The following is a 16,012-nucleotide window of genomic DNA, read 5'->3' as shown; positions in this document are numbered from 1 at the left end:
TAGACCTCGGTCTACGGGCAGTCTGCCAGAACCGCCGGTCTGGTCGCGAACGGCTGTCGTCCTGGCTGATCGGTGTTCGATGAGCGCCATTCATCGCAGCGGTTCTTCAAGTAGTTGGTGCCGATCGGCAGCCTGCAACGCGGCCAGCAGATCGGGGTCACGTCTGTAGACATCCGGACGATAGCGCGGCTGGCCAGCGCTGTCCGCTTCGGCTGTCCAGTAGGCAAGCAATACCGGCGTCGGTTCGGCCAAGCGGAACTCGTGGGTCTGGCCTGATTCGAGCAGGCGGGCGAAGCGTTCGCGTTCATCGTCGGTGAGCAACAGGTCGACCAGCTGCATCACCGATTCGACCCGGACGCAGCCGGAGCTGAAGGCCCGTTGCGAGCGGGCGAACAGGCCTTGGCTCGGGGTGTCGTGCAGGTAAATCGAGTAGGGATTGGCGAAGCGGATGACCAGACGGCCGAGCGGGTTGTCCGGCCCTGCCGCCTGACGCAGGAGAATGCCGCCGGGGTTGCTCCAGTCGATCTGCGTCGGGTCGAGCAGGTTGCCCTGGTAATCGAGCACCTGCATGTTCTGTTGCGCAAGATAGTCCAGGTTTTCGCGGATCTTCGGCAGCTTGTCCTCGCGCTGGATCGTCGGCGGCACGGTCCAGGTTGGGTTGAGCGTGAGCCGAGTAACGCTCGACTTGATCGCCGGGGTTTGCCGCGTATCCCGACCGACCTGGCTTCGCGCCTCCCATTGCGGCCGGTTGTTGCGGAAGTAGATGACTCGACCGCCGGCAATATCTACCAGTAGCGAGCGCGCCTCGATATCGCGAGACAGCCAGCGGAATCGCTCAAGATTGATTTTCAGCTGGTTCAGGCGGTCGCTTGGCGTAGCGTTCAGCGCCGCAAGCGTGTCGACGCCCAGCACTCCGTCGTCCTTCAGCGCATGGCGGCTCTGGAAGGCCATGAGTGCATGCTCTATGGATTGACTGTAGAGCGACTCCGGGTCGCCTGGGCGGAGATTGGCGTCAGGCAGATAACCATCGCCGATCAGCCGCTGGCGCAGCAGGGGCACTCGCGGGTCCGACATGCCTGGGCGCAAGGTTTTGCCTGGCGGGATCGGCAGCCACTGCGGCGGGTCCTCGGTGCGTAGCCGAGCATGGGCCTTGCGCAGGTTGTGGTACTGCTCGAGTGAAGGACGCGCCTTGGCGAAGGCTTGTTCGAGGTGTTCCAGTCCCTCGTCGGCAATGTCCAGCAAATGCTCGTCCGCCTCTTGCCGGGCCGCTGCGTCGGCGCTGCGCCAGACCGGTTCGAGGCTATCCTGCGGCAGGCGACCATGGGCCAGATGCCGTAATGCAAGGAGATAAGCATGGCTGGCGAGCATGTCGCTGCACTCGCGATGCAGCGGCTGAGTCGTGGCGGTCTGCATCGCACGACGAATGGCCTGGGGATGGTAGATCGCCGGGTTCAGGCCATCATCGACCACCGCGTCGAGCTGAGCCAGCAGTTGGTCGAGCTGCGCGTAGGACGTCCACAGCGCCTCGAAACGATGCCGGCGATAGAGCTCGGTTAGCTGTTGCAGAGCGGTTTGATCAATGTTGGCGAGCGGTTTCTCACAGGTGCTGCTCAGACTCTCCAGCGCATGACGGATGGGGCCGAGCTGCTCGCGGGCGGGTTCCGCGGCTGCCAGCAAGGGTGCAAGCAACAGAACGCTAAACAGACGAAATGCACGTTTTTTGTACAACGCTTCACTCCCGGCTATCCCACCGACTGCTAGACTGCGCCGCTGATCCGGCTGCGGCTTCTGGGAAAACCAGGCCCATTCGGGCCCTACAACATGTTCTGTCAGACGTAGTGGGAACGTTTTCGGTCCCGTCTGACCTGTTTCGCTACTGCCCGTTCGGGCCTGGTAGCGAGTATGGGCGTCGGTCGAAAGGGAAGTTCGGCATTGGCGTCGGTGAGGTATTTTCAACACATGATGGTTTCGCTCCGACGCCTCTGTCTCGCGGCAGGCTTGCTTGTGTCAGCTCCGCTTCTGGCCGCCAGCCCTTCCTACACAAGCCCTTCGTATCAGCCCCTCGTGGACGAGCTGTCCCATGTAGCTCCAACGTTGAATCCAAAGGTGCTAACGCATGCCGTGGCGGCCATGCAGTGCGCCGTGAACAATGGTGCCAGCCCGGCACAGCGGCTGGCGGTGATCGATTTTTCCCTGCCGTCTTCAGAACGCCGGCTCTGGATCTTTGACCTGCAGCAGGGGCGATTGTTGCTGAAAGAGTTCGTCGCGCACGGAATGAAGTCCGGCGAGAACCTCGCGACGCGCTTTTCGAATGTGATCGGCAGCCATCAATCGAGCATCGGCTTGTTCCGTACCGCCGAAAGCTACAGTGGCAAGCACGGCTACTCGCTACGCATGGATGGGCTCGAGCCCGGCGTGAACGATCTGGCCCGCGAACGGGCGATCGTCATTCATCCTGCCGCCTATGTGAATCCCGCCTGGATCGCCACCCAAGGCCGTATCGGCCGCAGCCAGGGCTGCCCAGCGGTGCGCCCCGAGGTGGCGCGCATGGTGGTCGATAGCCTCAAGGGCGGGCAGTTCATGTTTTCCTGGTATCCGGACCAGCAATGGCTGAATTCGTCGGCATACCTGAATTGCGAGCCATCGCGGGTCGCGGGAATATAACGGCGGCTGCAGGCTGCAGGCTGCAGGCAAAAGCGGCAAAAGCGGAAAAAGCGGAAAAAGCGGACGAAAGCCTTGCTATGGCTCCGCAGGGCCATCACGCTGATTAGCCTGAAGCCTGAAGCCTGAAGCCTGAAGCCGCTCTACTTTTGCTCACTCTGCGGCGTGACCCGCAGCACTTCTTCCAGCGTTGTCAGCCCTGCCGCGATTTTCTGTGCGCCGGAAAGGCGCAGGCTGTGCATGCCGTCCTTGAACGCCTGGCGGCGCAGGGCGATGAGGTCGGTGTCGGCGGTTATCAGCGGCTTGATCGCGTCGTTGAGCAGCATGATCTCGTAAACGCCTGCGCGCCCGCGGTAGCCGGTGTCGCGGCATTCGATGCAGCCCACCGCCTGCTGCGCATTGCTCGGCAGCGGCGCGTTCCAGGGTTTGGTCAGGGCTTGCCAGTCGTCCGCGTCCAGCTGTATCGGCGCCTTGCAATGCGGGCACAGCGTGCGCACCAGGCGCTGGGCCATGACGCCCAACAGCGTCGCACGGAGCAAGTAATGCGGCACGCCCAGTTCCAGCAACCGAGTGATGGCGCTGGGCGCATCGTTGGTGTGCAGGGTGGAGAGCACCAAATGCCCGGTCAGCGCCGCCTGGATCGCCATCTCGGCGGTTTCAAGGTCACGTATTTCGCCGACCATGATGATGTCCGGGTCCTGGCGCATCAGCGCGCGCACGCCGCTGGCAAAAGTCAGATCGATGTTGTGCTGCACCTGCATCTGGTTGAAGGCGCCCTCGATCATCTCGATCGGGTCTTCGATGGTGCAGACGTTCACCTCGGGTGTCGCCAATTGCTTGAGCGTGGTGTAGAGCGTGGTGGTCTTGCCCGAACCGGTGGGGCCGGTGACCAGGATGATGCCGTTGGGCTGGCCGGTCATGCTTTGCCAGCGGCGCAGGTCTTCGGCGGAAAAGCCCAGCTGGTCGAAGCCCTTGAGCAGCACGTCCGGGTCGAAAATCCGCATCACCATCTTCTCGCCGAAGGCGGTCGGCAGCGTCGACAGCCGCAGCTCCACCTCACCGCCGTCCGGCGTCTTGGTCTTGACCCGACCGTCTTGCGGTTTACGTTTTTCAGCGACGTTCATCCGGCCCAGGGTTTTCAGCCGGCTGACCACTGCCATCGCCACCTGCGGCGGGAATTGATAGACGTTGTGCAATACACCATCGATGCGAAAGCGCACGGTGCCCTGCTCGCGCCGCGGCTCGATGTGGATATCGCTGGCGCGCTGATCGAAGGCGTATTGGAACAGCCAGTCGACGATGTTCACCACATGCGCGTCGTTGGCGTCCGGCTCCTGGTCGCTGGCGCCGAGGTTGAGCAGTTGCTCGAAGTTGCCGGTGCCGCTGACCTTCTGGTCGTTGGCCGAGGCGCCGCTGACCGACTTGGCCAGCCGATAGAACTCCACGGTGAAGCGCTGCAGGTCCACCGGATTGACCACCACCCGCTTGATTGGCCGCTTCAGTACGTGAGTGAGGTTCGCTTCCCAGCTCTTCACAAAGGGTTGGCTGCTGGCGATGGTCACGGCGGAGCTGTCCACCGCCACCGCGAGAATCTTGTGCCGCTGAGCGAACGCATACGACATCAACGGCGTGATGGCGGCGACGTTAATTTTTAGCGGATCGATCCGCAGGTAAGGCTGCCCGGCCTGCTCGGCGAGCCAGACAGTCAGGGTTTCCAGGTCGAGTTTCTTGCCTGGGCGCGTCAAGTCATCGAGTTGCTGCGCGCCAAGGAATTCCAACGGATGCTGCTGACTGTTAGCCGCACTGCGCCGCAAGGTCATGCATTGCTCGGCGGTTTCCTGCTGCAGCCGCCCCTGGGCGACGAGATCACGCAGCAGATCATTGAGGTCGAGAAAGCGGTCCTGAGTGGGCGAGTTCAACACGGACATGGGGCCCTTCGGTCATGGAGGAGACGAAGGCCAAGCTTGCCGTTAAACGCGCGCCCTGTCTGCCTGGACGGTTCAACTTTGCGGCATCGTCGGTGATGATCGACGGATGGCGGCGCACCTGAGTAGTGCGCCGATACGGCAGTAAATAAGTCAGTAGGGTGGATGTCGCTTTTTACATCCACCGTGGCTTCGCTGGTGGAGCGCCACCCGGTGGATCGGTAACGTCATGTAGGGTGGGCTTTAGCCCACGAGTGTCGGGGAGGCGGGCACCGGTCAGTCGCCGATAAGGGCGCTTGCGATAAATGGTGGGCTAAAGCCCACCCTGCATGAGTCTCCCCACCCTACGCTTAGCACCAGCCTCGATCCCTGGACTACTTTTTCGTCAGCAGCTTCCAGGGCTTCAGGGTCCAGATCGTACGAGCTTGTTCGATTCGGGCTTCGATCAGCTCGTCGTTCAGCGGCTGCTGCGCCAGTTCATAGAGCTTGGCCAGTTCGCCGTAGAGGCGGTCGGCCTCCGGCAGCTCCAGTGTGGCGCGGGCCAGATGCAGCCAGACCAGCAGCCGCTCCATGCGCGGGCGTTGCTCGGCGAGGTCTTCGGGTTGCTGCTGATAGCGTTGCAGCTGCAGCGCCACGGCTTCTTCCCCCAGATGGCGTGGCAGCCAGTTGCCCAGCTCAGCCGCGCCCTGGCGATTGCCACGGTTGTTGCGCTCAGCGGTCCAGCCACGTTGCAGCAGCCACAGCGATGCTGTCAGCGAGAACAGGCCCCAACGTGGCTGCTGGAGCTCGGCGGCGAACTCGGTCGGTGCGGCTTGACGAACGCTTTCGTCATCACGACCGGCTTCGACGCGTGGACGCCAATCCTGAATCAGCGCGTCGAGCTGTTCGCGCAATTCCCGGCTCGTCGCGCGTGGAGCCGCCTGGCCGAGGCTGCCGAGCAGGGCCCGCAGTTCCACCAGTTGTTGCAGCCATTCGCCGAGCAGCTTCCAGCGACCATTGAAGCGATATTGCTCGGCGAGCCGCTGGCTGTTGCCCAGCAGCTGCCAGGCCAGCGCGGCAAAGGCGTCATCCAGCGACATCGTCGCCTCCAACTGCGGCGCTGGCAGGCTCAGCGAATAACTGTCGGCGTCGTACAGGCGATAGCCGCGTTCGGCCTTGCTGATATCGCAGGGCATCAGCGGCAGGCTGGCAGCGAGTTCGGCGGCCAATTCCAGCAGCGCTTCGGGCTCGCCCTGACGCAGCTCCAGCTCCAGTTCGCAGATTTCCTCGCTCTGCTTGCCGACCACGACCTTGCCCAGATCCAGGGCCGCTTCGATGATCACCTTCGACTTGCCGCGTCCCCAGGCGATTTCGGCCTTCTCGCGGACGAAATCGGTGGTGAAGATCGGCTTCAAGGTCTTCTTGTCCAGCTCGGCAAGACTGGCAGGCCAGCAGTCGTCGGCGAGCTTCTTCAGGTCGAGCTTGGCCTTGTCCAGATACCAGTCCCACTCGTTGCGCTCGGAAAGACCGGCGACACTCTGGCCGCGGCTCTTGAGGGTCTGAATGAACTGCTCGCCGTCGCGGCGCAGGCGCAGTGCGACCTTGGCCTGAGCAAGTTCGCGCTCGGGCGTGTCGAAGTACTGGTTGAATAATTCATGCCGCTGCCAGCCGCTCTTGTTGCGTTTCTTCAGCAGCGGATGGTCACGCAACGCCGCAAGGGTTTCGCGACTGGCGCGCAGTTTGATTTCGGTTTCTTTCTGCATGGTGCCGAGATGATGCCTATGTTTGAGTGTGACCGTTGTCACGCGGTAGCGGCCCTTTGAGGTCATCCGTATACTTGCCGCCTTCTGAAGCCGGGGTGTTCCCTATGCCAATCAATCCTTTCGTCAGCCTGTTCGGGCGTTCGCCAATCGGTCCGATGCAACAGCATATGGCCAAGTCCCACGAATGTGCCGCCAATTTGGTACCGCTGTTCCAGGCCATTACGGCAGAAGACTGGGAACGGGTCGAACAGATCCAGAAAGAGATGGCCCGACTGGAAAACGAGGCCGACAAGCTCAAGAAGAGCGTGCGTCAACACTTGCCGAAAAGCCTGTTTTTGCCGGTGCCGCGCTCGGATCTGCTGGAGCTGCTGAGTGTACAGGACAAAATTGCCAACCGCGCCAAGGACATCGCCGGGCTGATGTTGGGCCGCTGCATGACCGTACCGCCGGCCATGCAGCCTGAAATGCTGGCCTTCGTGCAACGCAGCGTGGATGCCAGTTGTCAGGCTTTGAAGGCGCTCAAAGAGCTGGATTCGCTGCTCGAAACCGGCTTCAGCGGTCGCGAGGCCACGTTGGTGGAAAGCATGGTCGAAGAAATCGGCGAAATCGAGCGTGAAACCGACCGTATGCAAATCACGGTGCGCCGTGCGCTGTTCAAGCTGGAAAAGGAATTGCCTCCAGTAGACGTGATGTTCCTCTACAAGATCATCGAATGGATCGGTGACGTAGCTGACCGTGCCGAGCGTGTCGGCAACCGTCTGGAACAACTGCTGGCGCGCTAAGCGCCAGATTCCTTTCTGGGTCCCAAAGGTACTTTTATGTCTCTCATTTCGGACTACGGCCTCGTACTCCTTATTCTCGCCTGCGCCTTCGGTTTCTTCATGGCGTGGGGCGTGGGTGCCAACGACGTGGCCAACGCCATGGGCACCTCGGTTGGCTCTCGGGCGCTGACCATCAAGCAGGCCATTGTCGTGGCCATGATCTTCGAGTTCTGCGGTGCCTACCTGGCCGGCGGCGAAGTGACCGAAACCATCAAGAATGGCATCGTCGACGCTCAGGTCATATCTCCTGATCTGATGGTGCTGGGCATGATGTCAGCGCTGCTGGCGGCCGGCACCTGGTTGCTGATCGCCACCATGAAAGGCTGGCCGGTCTCCACCACGCATTCGATCGTCGGCGCGGTCATCGGCTTTGCTGCGGTCGGCGTTTCCACCGATGCCGTTCACTGGGATGCCATCGGGCCCATCGTCGCCAGTTGGGTGATCACGCCTCTGCTTTCCGGGATCGTCGCGTTCGGACTGTTCATGAGCGTGCAGAAGCTGATCATCAATACCGATGAGCCCTTCCGCAACGCCAAGCGTTTCGTGCCGCTGTACATGTTCCTGACCGGTTTCATGGTTGCGTTGATGACCGTGACCAAGGGCCTCAAGCATGTCGGCCTCACGCTGACCAGCGGCCAGGGCGTTCTGCTGGCGATGGCCATCGGCGTGGCTGTGATGTTGCTTGGCGTCGCGCTGTTGTCGCGCATCAAGGTCGACGAAGAGGCAAACCGCGCTTTCCACTTCGCCAGCGTGGAGAAAGTGTTCGCGGTATTGATGATCTTTACTGCCTGCTCGATGGCCTTCGCCCACGGTGCCAATGACGTGGCCAACGCTGTCGGCCCGCTGGCGGCCGTGGTCGGCGTCATCCAATCCGGCGGCGCTGCGGCAATCGCGGCCAAATCGGCGGTCCCAGGCTGGGTGCTATTGCTGGGCGCGATCGGCATCGTCATCGGCTTGGCCACCTATGGTTACAAGGTCATCGCGACCATCGGCAAGGAAATCACCGAGCTGACCCCCAGCCGCGGCTTCGCTGCCGAACTGGCCACCGCAACCACAGTGGTTGGTGCTTCGGCCATCGGCCTGCCGGTATCCACGACCCATACGTTGGTGGGGGCAGTGCTGGGCATCGGTATTGCTCGGGGTATCGGTGCGTTGAATCTTGGGGTGGTGGGTTCGATCTTCATGTCCTGGATCATCACCCTGCCGGCGGGCGCGATCTTGTCGATCGTGTTCTTCAGCATCCTTCAGGCGATCTTCGTCTGACGTAGCTGCTTGCCTTTGCAGAACATGCGCCCCGTCATTCGATGGGGCGTTTTGTTTTTCAGCCCAACAATGATCGGTTTCATGCTTCACTGAGCAGCTCTGTTGCTCATCGAAGGAGGCTGTCGGTGCCCATACCCTCGTTCAAGAACCAATTTGCCGCGTTAGTGGCCGCGCCTTCGGTGAGCTGCACCCAGGCGCATTGGGACCAGACCAACCGACCCGTGATCGATCTGCTCGCCAGCTGGCTGGGCGACCTCGGTTTCAACTGCGAAATCCAGCAAGTCACACCCGGCAAGTTCAATCTGCTCGCCAGCTATGGCAGCGGGCCGGGCGGCCTGGTCCTGGCCGGGCACAGCGACACCGTGCCCTTCGATGCCGAGCTATGGACCGCCGATCCGCTCCGGCTGCGTGAGGCCGACGACCGTTGGTACGGCCTCGGCAGCTGCGACATGAAAGGCTTCTTCGCGCTGATCATCGAAGCCGTACTGCCCTTGCTCGCCCAGCCGTTCAAACAGCCCCTGCTGATTCTCGCCACCTGCGACGAGGAAAGCTCGATGTCCGGCGCCCGCGCGCTGGCTGACGCGGGGCGCCCGCTGGGGCGCGCCGCGGTGATTGGCGAACCGACCGGACTGCGGCCAGTGCGCCTGCACAAGGGCATCATGATGGAGGGCATCGACATTCACGGACAGAGCGGCCATTCCTCCAATCCCGCCTATGGCCATAGCGCGCTGGAAGCCATGCATGACGTCATGAGTGAGCTGATTGCGCTACGCCGCGAGTGGCAGGCGCAGTATCACAACCCGCTGTTCGACGTGCCCCAGCCAACCTTGAATCTCGGTTGCATCCACGGCGGCGACAACCCAAACCGCATCTGCGGCCAGTGTTCGCTGGAATATGATCTACGGCCTCTGCCCGGCATGGAGCCGGAAGCGCTGCGCGACGCCATTTCCCAGCGTTTGCGCCCCGTGGCCGAAAAGCATCAGGTGAAGATCGACCTGACGCCGCTGTTCCCCAGCGTGCCGGCCTTCGCTCAGCCGGCGGACGGCGAGCTCGTGAAGCTAGCCGAGCGCCTGACCGGTCACGTCGCCGAGGCAGTGGCCTTTGCCACCGAAGCGCCTTATCTTCAGCAGCTTGGCTGCGAGACGCTGATCCTCGGCCCTGGTGATATCGCCTGCGCCCATCAGCCGGACGAGTACCTGGACCTCGACAGAATCGAACCCACCGTGAGGCTGTTGCGCGGAATGATCGAACACTACTGCTTGCAACCAGGCCGAGGATAGGAGCAGGTTCGGCGATCCTGAATCGCGGCATGAATCTGCTCCCTGCCTCCTCACTCGCCCCGGCTTCCGGACTGAACAAGCAGTTATCTAAGGCTTCTGCAATGCACGATTACGTCACTTGGCTTCGCGACTCAACGCCCTACATCAATGCGCACCGCGACGGTACTTTTGTGGTCATGCTCCCAGGCGATGGCCTGGAGCATCCTAACTTCGCCAATATCGTCCATGATCTGGTCCTATTGCACAGCCTCGGTGTGCGCCTGGTGCTGGTGTTTGGCTCGCGCCCGCAAATCGAAGCGCGTCTGGCCGCTCGCGGCATCGAACCACGCTTCCATCGCGACCTGCGCATCACCGATTCGGCGACGCTGGAGTGTGTCATCGACGCCGTCGGGCATATGCGTATCGCCCTCGAAGCGCGCCTGTCGATGGACATGGCTGCCTCACCGATGCAGGGCGCAAGGCTGCGCGTGGCCAGTGGCAATTTCGTCACGGCGCGCCCGATCGGCGTAGTCGATGGCGTGGACTTCCACCACACCGGCGAGGTGCGCCGGGTCGATCGCAAGGGCATCGGTCGGTTGCTCGACGAGCGCACCATCGTGTTGCTTTCGCCGCTGGGCTATTCGCCCACCGGAGAAATTTTCAACATCGCCTGCGAAGACATCGCCACTCGCGCGGCTATCGATCTGCAGGCCGACAAGCTGGTGCTCTATGGCGCCGAGCGTGGCCTGCGTGACCAGAGTGGCAAGCTGGTGCGCGAGCTGCGCCCGCCGCAGATCCCGGCGTATATCGAACGCCTCGTCGGCAGCTACCAGGCCGAGCTGCTCGACGCCGCGGCGCAGGCGTGCAAGGGTGGCGTGCGCCGTAGCCACATGATCAGCTATGCCGAGGACGGCTCGTTGCTGAACGAGCTGTTCACCCGCGACGGCGGCGACGGAACCTTGGTGACTCAGGAGCAATTCGAACAGCTTCGCGAGGCGACCATCGAAGATGTCGGCGGCTTGATCGACCTGATCACGCCGCTCGAGGAACAGGGCATTCTGGTGCGCCGTTCGCGTGAAGTGCTCGAACGCGAGATGGAACAGTTCAGCATCGTCGAGCGCGACGGCTTGATCATCGCCTGCGCCGCGCTCTATCCGATCGCCGATTCCGACTCCGGTGAGCTGGCGTGCCTGGCGGTCAACTCTGAATACCGCCACGGTGGTCGCGGCGACGAACTGCTGGAGCGCATCGAAGCACGGGCGCGCCAGATGGGTTTGAAAACCCTCTTCGTGCTCACCACTCGCACGGCGCACTGGTTCCGCGAACGCGGTTTCGAACCCAGCGGCGTGGAGAGATTGCCGGCCGCGCGAGCCTCGCTATACAACTTCCAGCGCAACTCGAAGATATTCGAGAAAAAGCTGTAAAGCCGAAAAGAGCGCTGGAGGCCGTAAGGTCCGATGAAAAAGCGGTGACGCGGCGAGTGCTGGTATAGAGCGGTTGAACCCGCCGAGGTGGCTATAAAGTCGAATACAGTCTCGTACCGTGGGCCGGGGCGGATATCGTAGGGTGGGCTTCAGCCCACCAAGGAGCGGCGCGAAGGCAACAGGCCAGGCGAGGGGTTGTACGGTGCATGTAAGCAAGCGGTGGGCTAAAGCGGAGCGCCGCCCGGCCCACCTTCGCGGCCTGATTCGCTTCCGCCGTCCGGCTGCTCCTACTGCGTCAAACTGCGCTGGTAGTCCTCGACGAAACTGTCGAAGTCCTGGGTATCGGCTTCTTCCATCTCGGCTTGCTGCGCCAGCGAATCGCGTGCGGTGGCGTCGAACCAAGCCATGTCGGCTTCGGGCAACGTTTGGCCGCGGAAGTATTCGGCGTGCTGGCGGGTTTGGCGCAACGAGAACTGGCTGAAGCTTTCACCGTTGCGGCGCAGCGCGTCGAGCACCCGTGCCGAGGGAGTCAGGCTGCTGTCGACGACCTTCGCCAGCTGCTCGGCCAGCGCTTGGGCGTGATGATCGCCACCGTGACTTCGATCCAGCAGCTCAGCCACCTTGCCGATCTCGCCGATAAGCTCGGTCGCCCACGCCTGCAGCGTTACGTTCTCGCCACAGCGACGTAGCTCCAGACCTGGTTTGCGGCCTGCCTTGACCACCTTGAGGAAGTTATCGTTGCTAGCGCTGCACTCGCCTTCGACCAGACAGGGGCTCTGCTGCAGCGTGCAAAACAGCAGAAAGGCATCGAGGAAGCGCGCTTCGTTGATGTCGATTCCCAACGGCAGGAAGGGGTTGATGTCCAGACAGCGCACTTCGATGTATTGGATACCTCGGGCGCGCAGGGCATGCAGCGGACGCTCGCCAGACGCGGTGACGCGCTTGGGTCGGATGTTCGAGTAGTACTCGTTCTCGATCTGCAGCACGTTGGTGTTGAGCTGTCGCCAGTTGCCTTCGGCGTCCTTGGTGCCCAGCGCCACGTATTCGGGGTAGGGCGTCGATACCGCCTTGTGCAGGCTGGTTGTATAGCTCGGCAGGTCGTCGTAGCAGGGCGTTAGCCCGGCCTGGGCATTGCTCTGATAACCGAGGTCGCTCATACGCAAGCTAGTGGCGTACGGCAGATAGAGCGTCTGGTCGTCCAGCTGCTGAAGCTGGTGCGAACGGTTGCGCATGAAGCTGGCATCCAACGCTGGCGAGGCGCCGAACAGATACATCAGCAGCCAGCTGTAGCGGCGGAAGTTGCGGATCAGCGCGATGTAGCGCGAAGACTGGTAATCCTGCAGCGAACGGCTGTCGCCGTCATCGGCTTTCAGCACCGCCCACAAGGCTTCAGGCAGCGAAAAATTGTAATGAATACCGGCGATGCATTGCATGGTCTTGCCATAGCGCAGCGCCAGACCCTGACGATAGACGTGCTTGAGCCGACCGATGTTGGAGCTGCCGTACTCGGCGATGGGGATCTGCGCTTCTTCGGGCAGATGGCCCGGCATCGACGGGCTCCAGAGAAACTCATCACCAAGTTTGCTGTAGGTGTAGCGATGGATCGCGTCCAGTTCGGCCAGCGTTTTCTCTGGATCGATCTCGGTGCCGGTGATGAACTCCAGCAGCGCTTCGGAATAATCGGTGGTGATCTTCGGATGTGTCAGTGCCGACCCCAGCGCACTCGGATGCGGAGTCATGGCGAGTTCGCCGTCGCCATCCACGCGCAGGCATTCGCGCTCAATCCCATGCAGGCATTGCGAGAGCAGAGACAGGTTGTGGTGCTCGGCCAGCAGCGCCAGGCGGTGGGAGAGAAGATCGCTCAATTGAAAATTCCTTCACGCGTCAGTCGGCACAATATGGGGGTGGATCGAGCGCTCTACAAGAGGCGTCAAACTTGGACCGCGCACCGCTGCAGAGCGTTTCCAACGCAACCCCCACGCCAGGCCTGCCGGGGCATGCGTCAAAGGCAGGCGAAGGTCGATTGCGCCTTGGCTACGAGTTTCTCGCCCTGATGGACCTCGGCTTCCAAGACCTGGGTGCGGCGCCCGCTGTGGACCACCCAGGCGCGGCAGGTCAGTTCGCCCTCGGTGACCGGGCGGATATAGTTGACCTTGCACTCAAGCGTCACGCTGTTCGGCTCGCCGTCGTTGAGGCTATGGCTGGCCTGGCCCATGGCCGTGTCGATCAGTGAAAACAGCGCACCGCCGTGCAGTTTGCCGTGCAGGTTGCGCAAGCCGTCGTGCATTTCCAGGCGCAGCACCGCTTCGCCGCTCTCGGCCTTGAGAATTTCCAGGCCCAGCAGGCGCCCGAAGGCGCTGCTACTTCCTATCTTTTCGACTTCGCGCATGTCACTTCCTCAGGCTTTTGGCATTGGCGAACAACGCCGCCATGGCGTTGTTCGCGGGTGCCGGCTTGGTTTCCGGTTTGCTCGGCTTGCGCTCGCCGCGCGCCTGGCCGCCACGGTTGTTGCCGCCGCCACGCATGTTATCGGCCTTCTCGCCGGGCGTATCGCTCATGCGCATGGACAGGCCGACGCGCTGACGCGGGATGTCCACTTCCATGACCTTGACCTTGACGATATCGCCGGCCTTGACCACTTCATAGGGATCTTTGACGAACTTCTCCGACAGCGCGGAAATGTGCACCAGCCCGTCCTGATGCACGCCGATGTCGACGAAGGCACCGAAGTTGGTCACGTTGGTCACCACGCCCTCCAGCACCATGCCGGGCGTCAGGTCGCTGAGCTTCTCGACGCCTTCCTGGAATTCGGCGGTCTTGAACTCAGGGCGCGGGTCGCGGCCGGGTTTTTCCAGTTCTTGAAGGATGTCGCTGACCGTCACGAGGCCGAAGGTGTCATCGGTGAACTGCTTCGGGTCGAGGCGCTTGAGGAAGGCCGAATCGCCGATTAGCGAGCGGATGTCGCGGCCAGTGTCGGTGGCGATGCGTTTGACCAGCGGATAGGTTTCCGGGTGCACAGCCGAAGCGTCCAGCGGATTGCTGCCATTCATTACGCGGAGGAAGCCAGCGGCCTGCTCGAAGGTCTTGTCGCCGAGGCGCGGCACCTTCTTCAGCTCGCTACGTGCCTTGAACGCGCCATTGGCATCACGGTAGGCGACAATGTTCTGCGCCAGCGTGGTGTTCAGGCCGGAGATGCGCGCCAGCAGCGCCACCGAAGCCGTGTTGACGTCGACGCCGACGGCGTTCACGCAGTCCTCGACCACCGCATCCAGCGAGCGCGCCAGCTTCAGCTGGGAGACGTCGTGCTGGTACTGACCGACACCGATGGCCTTGGGTTCGATCTTCACCAGTTCGGCGAGCGGGTCTTGCAGGCGGCGCGCAATGGACACCGCGCCGCGAATCGAGACGTCCAGATCCGGAAATTCCTTGGCCGCCAGTTCCGACGCCGAGTACACCGAGGCGCCCGCTTCGGAGACCATGACCTTGGTCAGCTTGAGGCCCGGCACCTGCTTGATCAGATCAGCGGCCAGCCTGTCGCTTTCGCGGCTGGCGGTGCCGTTGCCGATGGCGATCAGGTCGACGCTGTGCTTGGCACAGAGCTTGGCCAGCACGGCAAGGGTGCCGTCCCAGTCATTGCGCGGTGCGTGCGGATAAACGGTAGCGGTATCCAGCAACTTGCCGGTGGCGTCGACTACTGCGACCTTGCAGCCGGTGCGCAGGCCCGGATCGAGGCCGAGCGTAGCGCGCGGGCCAGCCGGCGCGGCCAGCAGCAGGTCGTGCATGTTGCGGGCGAAGACGCCGATGGCGTCGTCCTCAGCCTTGTCGCGCAGCTCGCCGAACAGGTCGGTTTCCAGATGGGTATAGAGCTTGACCTTCCAGGTCCAGCGCACCACTTCGCTTAGCCATTTGTCCGCCGCGCGGCCACGGTTGGCGATGCCGAAGCGCTCGCCGATCATCACTTCGCCCGGGTGCATAGTGCCGGGCGCCTCGTCACCGACTTTCAGACTGACGCTGAGCACGCCTTCGTTGCGCCCGCGAAAGATCGCCAGGGCACGGTGCGACGGTGCGCTCTTGAGCGGTTCGTCATGCTCGAAGTAGTCGCTGAACTTGGCGCCTTCGTTTTCCTTGCCCGGTACCACGCGCGCGCTCAGGGTGGCGTTGTGGGTGAGGAAGTCACGCAGCTTGGCCAGCAGGTTGGCGTCCTCGGCGAAGCGCTCCATGAGGATGTACTTGGCGCCTTCCAATACCGCTTTGACGTCGGCGAAACCTTTTTCGGCATCGACGAAGCGTGCGGCTTCGCTTTCGGGATTCAGCTCTGGATCGGCAAAGATCGCGTCGGCCAGCTCGCCCAGGCCGGCTTCCAGGGCAATCTGACCCTTGGTGCGGCGCTTCTGTTTATAGGGCAGATAGAGGTCTTCAAGGCGCGTCTTGGTGTCGGCGAGGTCGATTTCACGCTTGAGCTCTGGGGTGAGCTTGCCCTGTTCCTCGATGCTGGCGAGGATCGAGGCACGGCGATCGTCCAGCTCGCGCATATAGCGCAGACGCTCTTCGAGCAGGCGCAGCTGAGTGTCGTCGAGACTGCCGGTGACTTCCTTTCGGTAGCGGGCGATGAAGGGCACGGTGGAACCTTCGTCGAGCAGCGCCACGGTGGCGGCAACCTGTTGCGGGCGCACGCCCAGTTCAGCGGCGATACGGGAATTGATGCTGTCCATGAACTTACCTGGGTCAGTCAAACCATGCAGGCCGGGCCTGCGCGAAAGGGCGGGATTATAGAGGGAAAGAGCGGCAGGAGGCGGCAGGCGGCAGGCATAAGCGGTAAAAGCGATAAAGGCCTTGATGCAATCTCGTCGCGCCGCACGCTGATTAGCCTGAAGCCTGAAGCCTGAAGCCTGAAGCCTGAAGCCTGAAGCCTGAAGC

11 protein-coding genes are annotated in these 16,012 nt (G+C 62.3%); 5 read left to right on the top strand and 6 right to left on the bottom strand.

Annotated elements, in window-relative coordinates:
* Positions 1-90: 90 nt before the first annotated feature.
* Entirely contained in the window at positions 91-1,728 is a 1,638-nt protein-coding gene (locus AC2LD7_RS19790) for a L,D-transpeptidase family protein (RefSeq protein WP_484599380.1), read from the bottom strand.
* Positions 1,729-1,959: 231 nt separating this feature from the next.
* Here AC2LD7_RS19790 and AC2LD7_RS19785 point away from each other — a divergent pair, with 231 nt between their 5' ends.
* Positions 1,960-2,664: a murein L,D-transpeptidase catalytic domain family protein gene (locus AC2LD7_RS19785; RefSeq protein ID WP_484599379.1), complete on the top strand. Its 705-nt coding sequence runs from the start codon at positions 1,960-1,962 to the stop codon at positions 2,662-2,664.
* A 140-nt stretch (positions 2,665-2,804) separates the two neighbouring features.
* Here the strand turns inward: AC2LD7_RS19785 and tfpB are convergent, their stop codons facing one another.
* Together tfpB and AC2LD7_RS19775 are read right to left on the bottom strand one after the other, a co-directional pair.
* On the bottom strand, positions 2,805-4,589 hold the full coding sequence (tfpB, locus tag AC2LD7_RS19780) for a type IV pilus assembly ATPase TfpB (protein WP_484599378.1): 1,785 nt from the start codon (positions 4,587-4,589) through the stop codon (positions 2,805-2,807).
* A gap of 371 nt (positions 4,590-4,960) precedes the next feature.
* Entirely contained in the window at positions 4,961-6,328 is a 1,368-nt protein-coding gene (locus AC2LD7_RS19775) for a CYTH domain-containing protein (RefSeq protein WP_484599377.1), read from the bottom strand.
* A gap of 104 nt (positions 6,329-6,432) precedes the next feature.
* Here AC2LD7_RS19775 and AC2LD7_RS19770 point away from each other — a divergent pair, with 104 nt between their 5' ends.
* The 4 genes from AC2LD7_RS19770 (at position 6,433) to argA (ending at position 11,095) form a co-directional block, all read left to right on the top strand.
* Complete coding sequence (locus tag AC2LD7_RS19770; protein ID WP_484599376.1) at positions 6,433-7,110, top strand: TIGR00153 family protein; 678 nt, start codon at positions 6,433-6,435, stop codon at positions 7,108-7,110.
* A 36-nt stretch (positions 7,111-7,146) separates the two neighbouring features.
* A complete protein-coding gene (locus tag AC2LD7_RS19765; RefSeq protein WP_484599375.1) occupies positions 7,147-8,412 on the top strand; it encodes an inorganic phosphate transporter in 1,266 nt (421 codons plus the stop codon).
* Between the two features lie 125 nt (positions 8,413-8,537).
* Positions 8,538-9,692 carry an acetylornithine deacetylase gene (argE, locus tag AC2LD7_RS19760; RefSeq protein ID WP_484599374.1) on the top strand — a complete coding sequence of 385 codons (1,155 nt, stop codon included), beginning with the start codon at positions 8,538-8,540 and terminating at the stop codon, positions 9,690-9,692.
* A 101-nt stretch (positions 9,693-9,793) separates the two neighbouring features.
* Entirely contained in the window at positions 9,794-11,095 is a 1,302-nt protein-coding gene (argA, locus tag AC2LD7_RS19755; protein ID WP_484599387.1) for an amino-acid N-acetyltransferase, read from the top strand.
* A 287-nt stretch (positions 11,096-11,382) separates the two neighbouring features.
* Here the strand turns inward: argA and gshA are convergent, their stop codons facing one another.
* The 3 genes from gshA to AC2LD7_RS19740 all read right to left on the bottom strand — a co-directional run bounded on the left by gshA (position 11,383) and on the right by AC2LD7_RS19740 (position 15,807).
* Positions 11,383-12,960 (bottom strand): glutamate--cysteine ligase, encoded by a 1,578-nt coding sequence (gshA, locus tag AC2LD7_RS19750; RefSeq protein WP_484599373.1) that lies wholly within the window; start codon positions 12,958-12,960, stop codon positions 11,383-11,385.
* Between the two features lie 137 nt (positions 12,961-13,097).
* Entirely contained in the window at positions 13,098-13,484 is a 387-nt protein-coding gene (locus tag AC2LD7_RS19745; RefSeq protein ID WP_484599372.1) for a PaaI family thioesterase, read from the bottom strand.
* A gap of 1 nt (position 13,485) precedes the next feature.
* Positions 13,486-15,807 carry a Tex family protein gene (locus AC2LD7_RS19740; RefSeq protein WP_484599371.1) on the bottom strand — a complete coding sequence of 774 codons (2,322 nt, stop codon included), beginning with the start codon at positions 15,805-15,807 and terminating at the stop codon, positions 13,486-13,488.
* Positions 15,808-16,012: the final 205 nt, after the last annotated feature.

This window comes from Stutzerimonas sp. (genome assembly GCF_982611455.1).
Note: the sequence above shows the minus strand (reverse complement) of the source record. Positions and strands in the feature narration are given on the sequence as shown.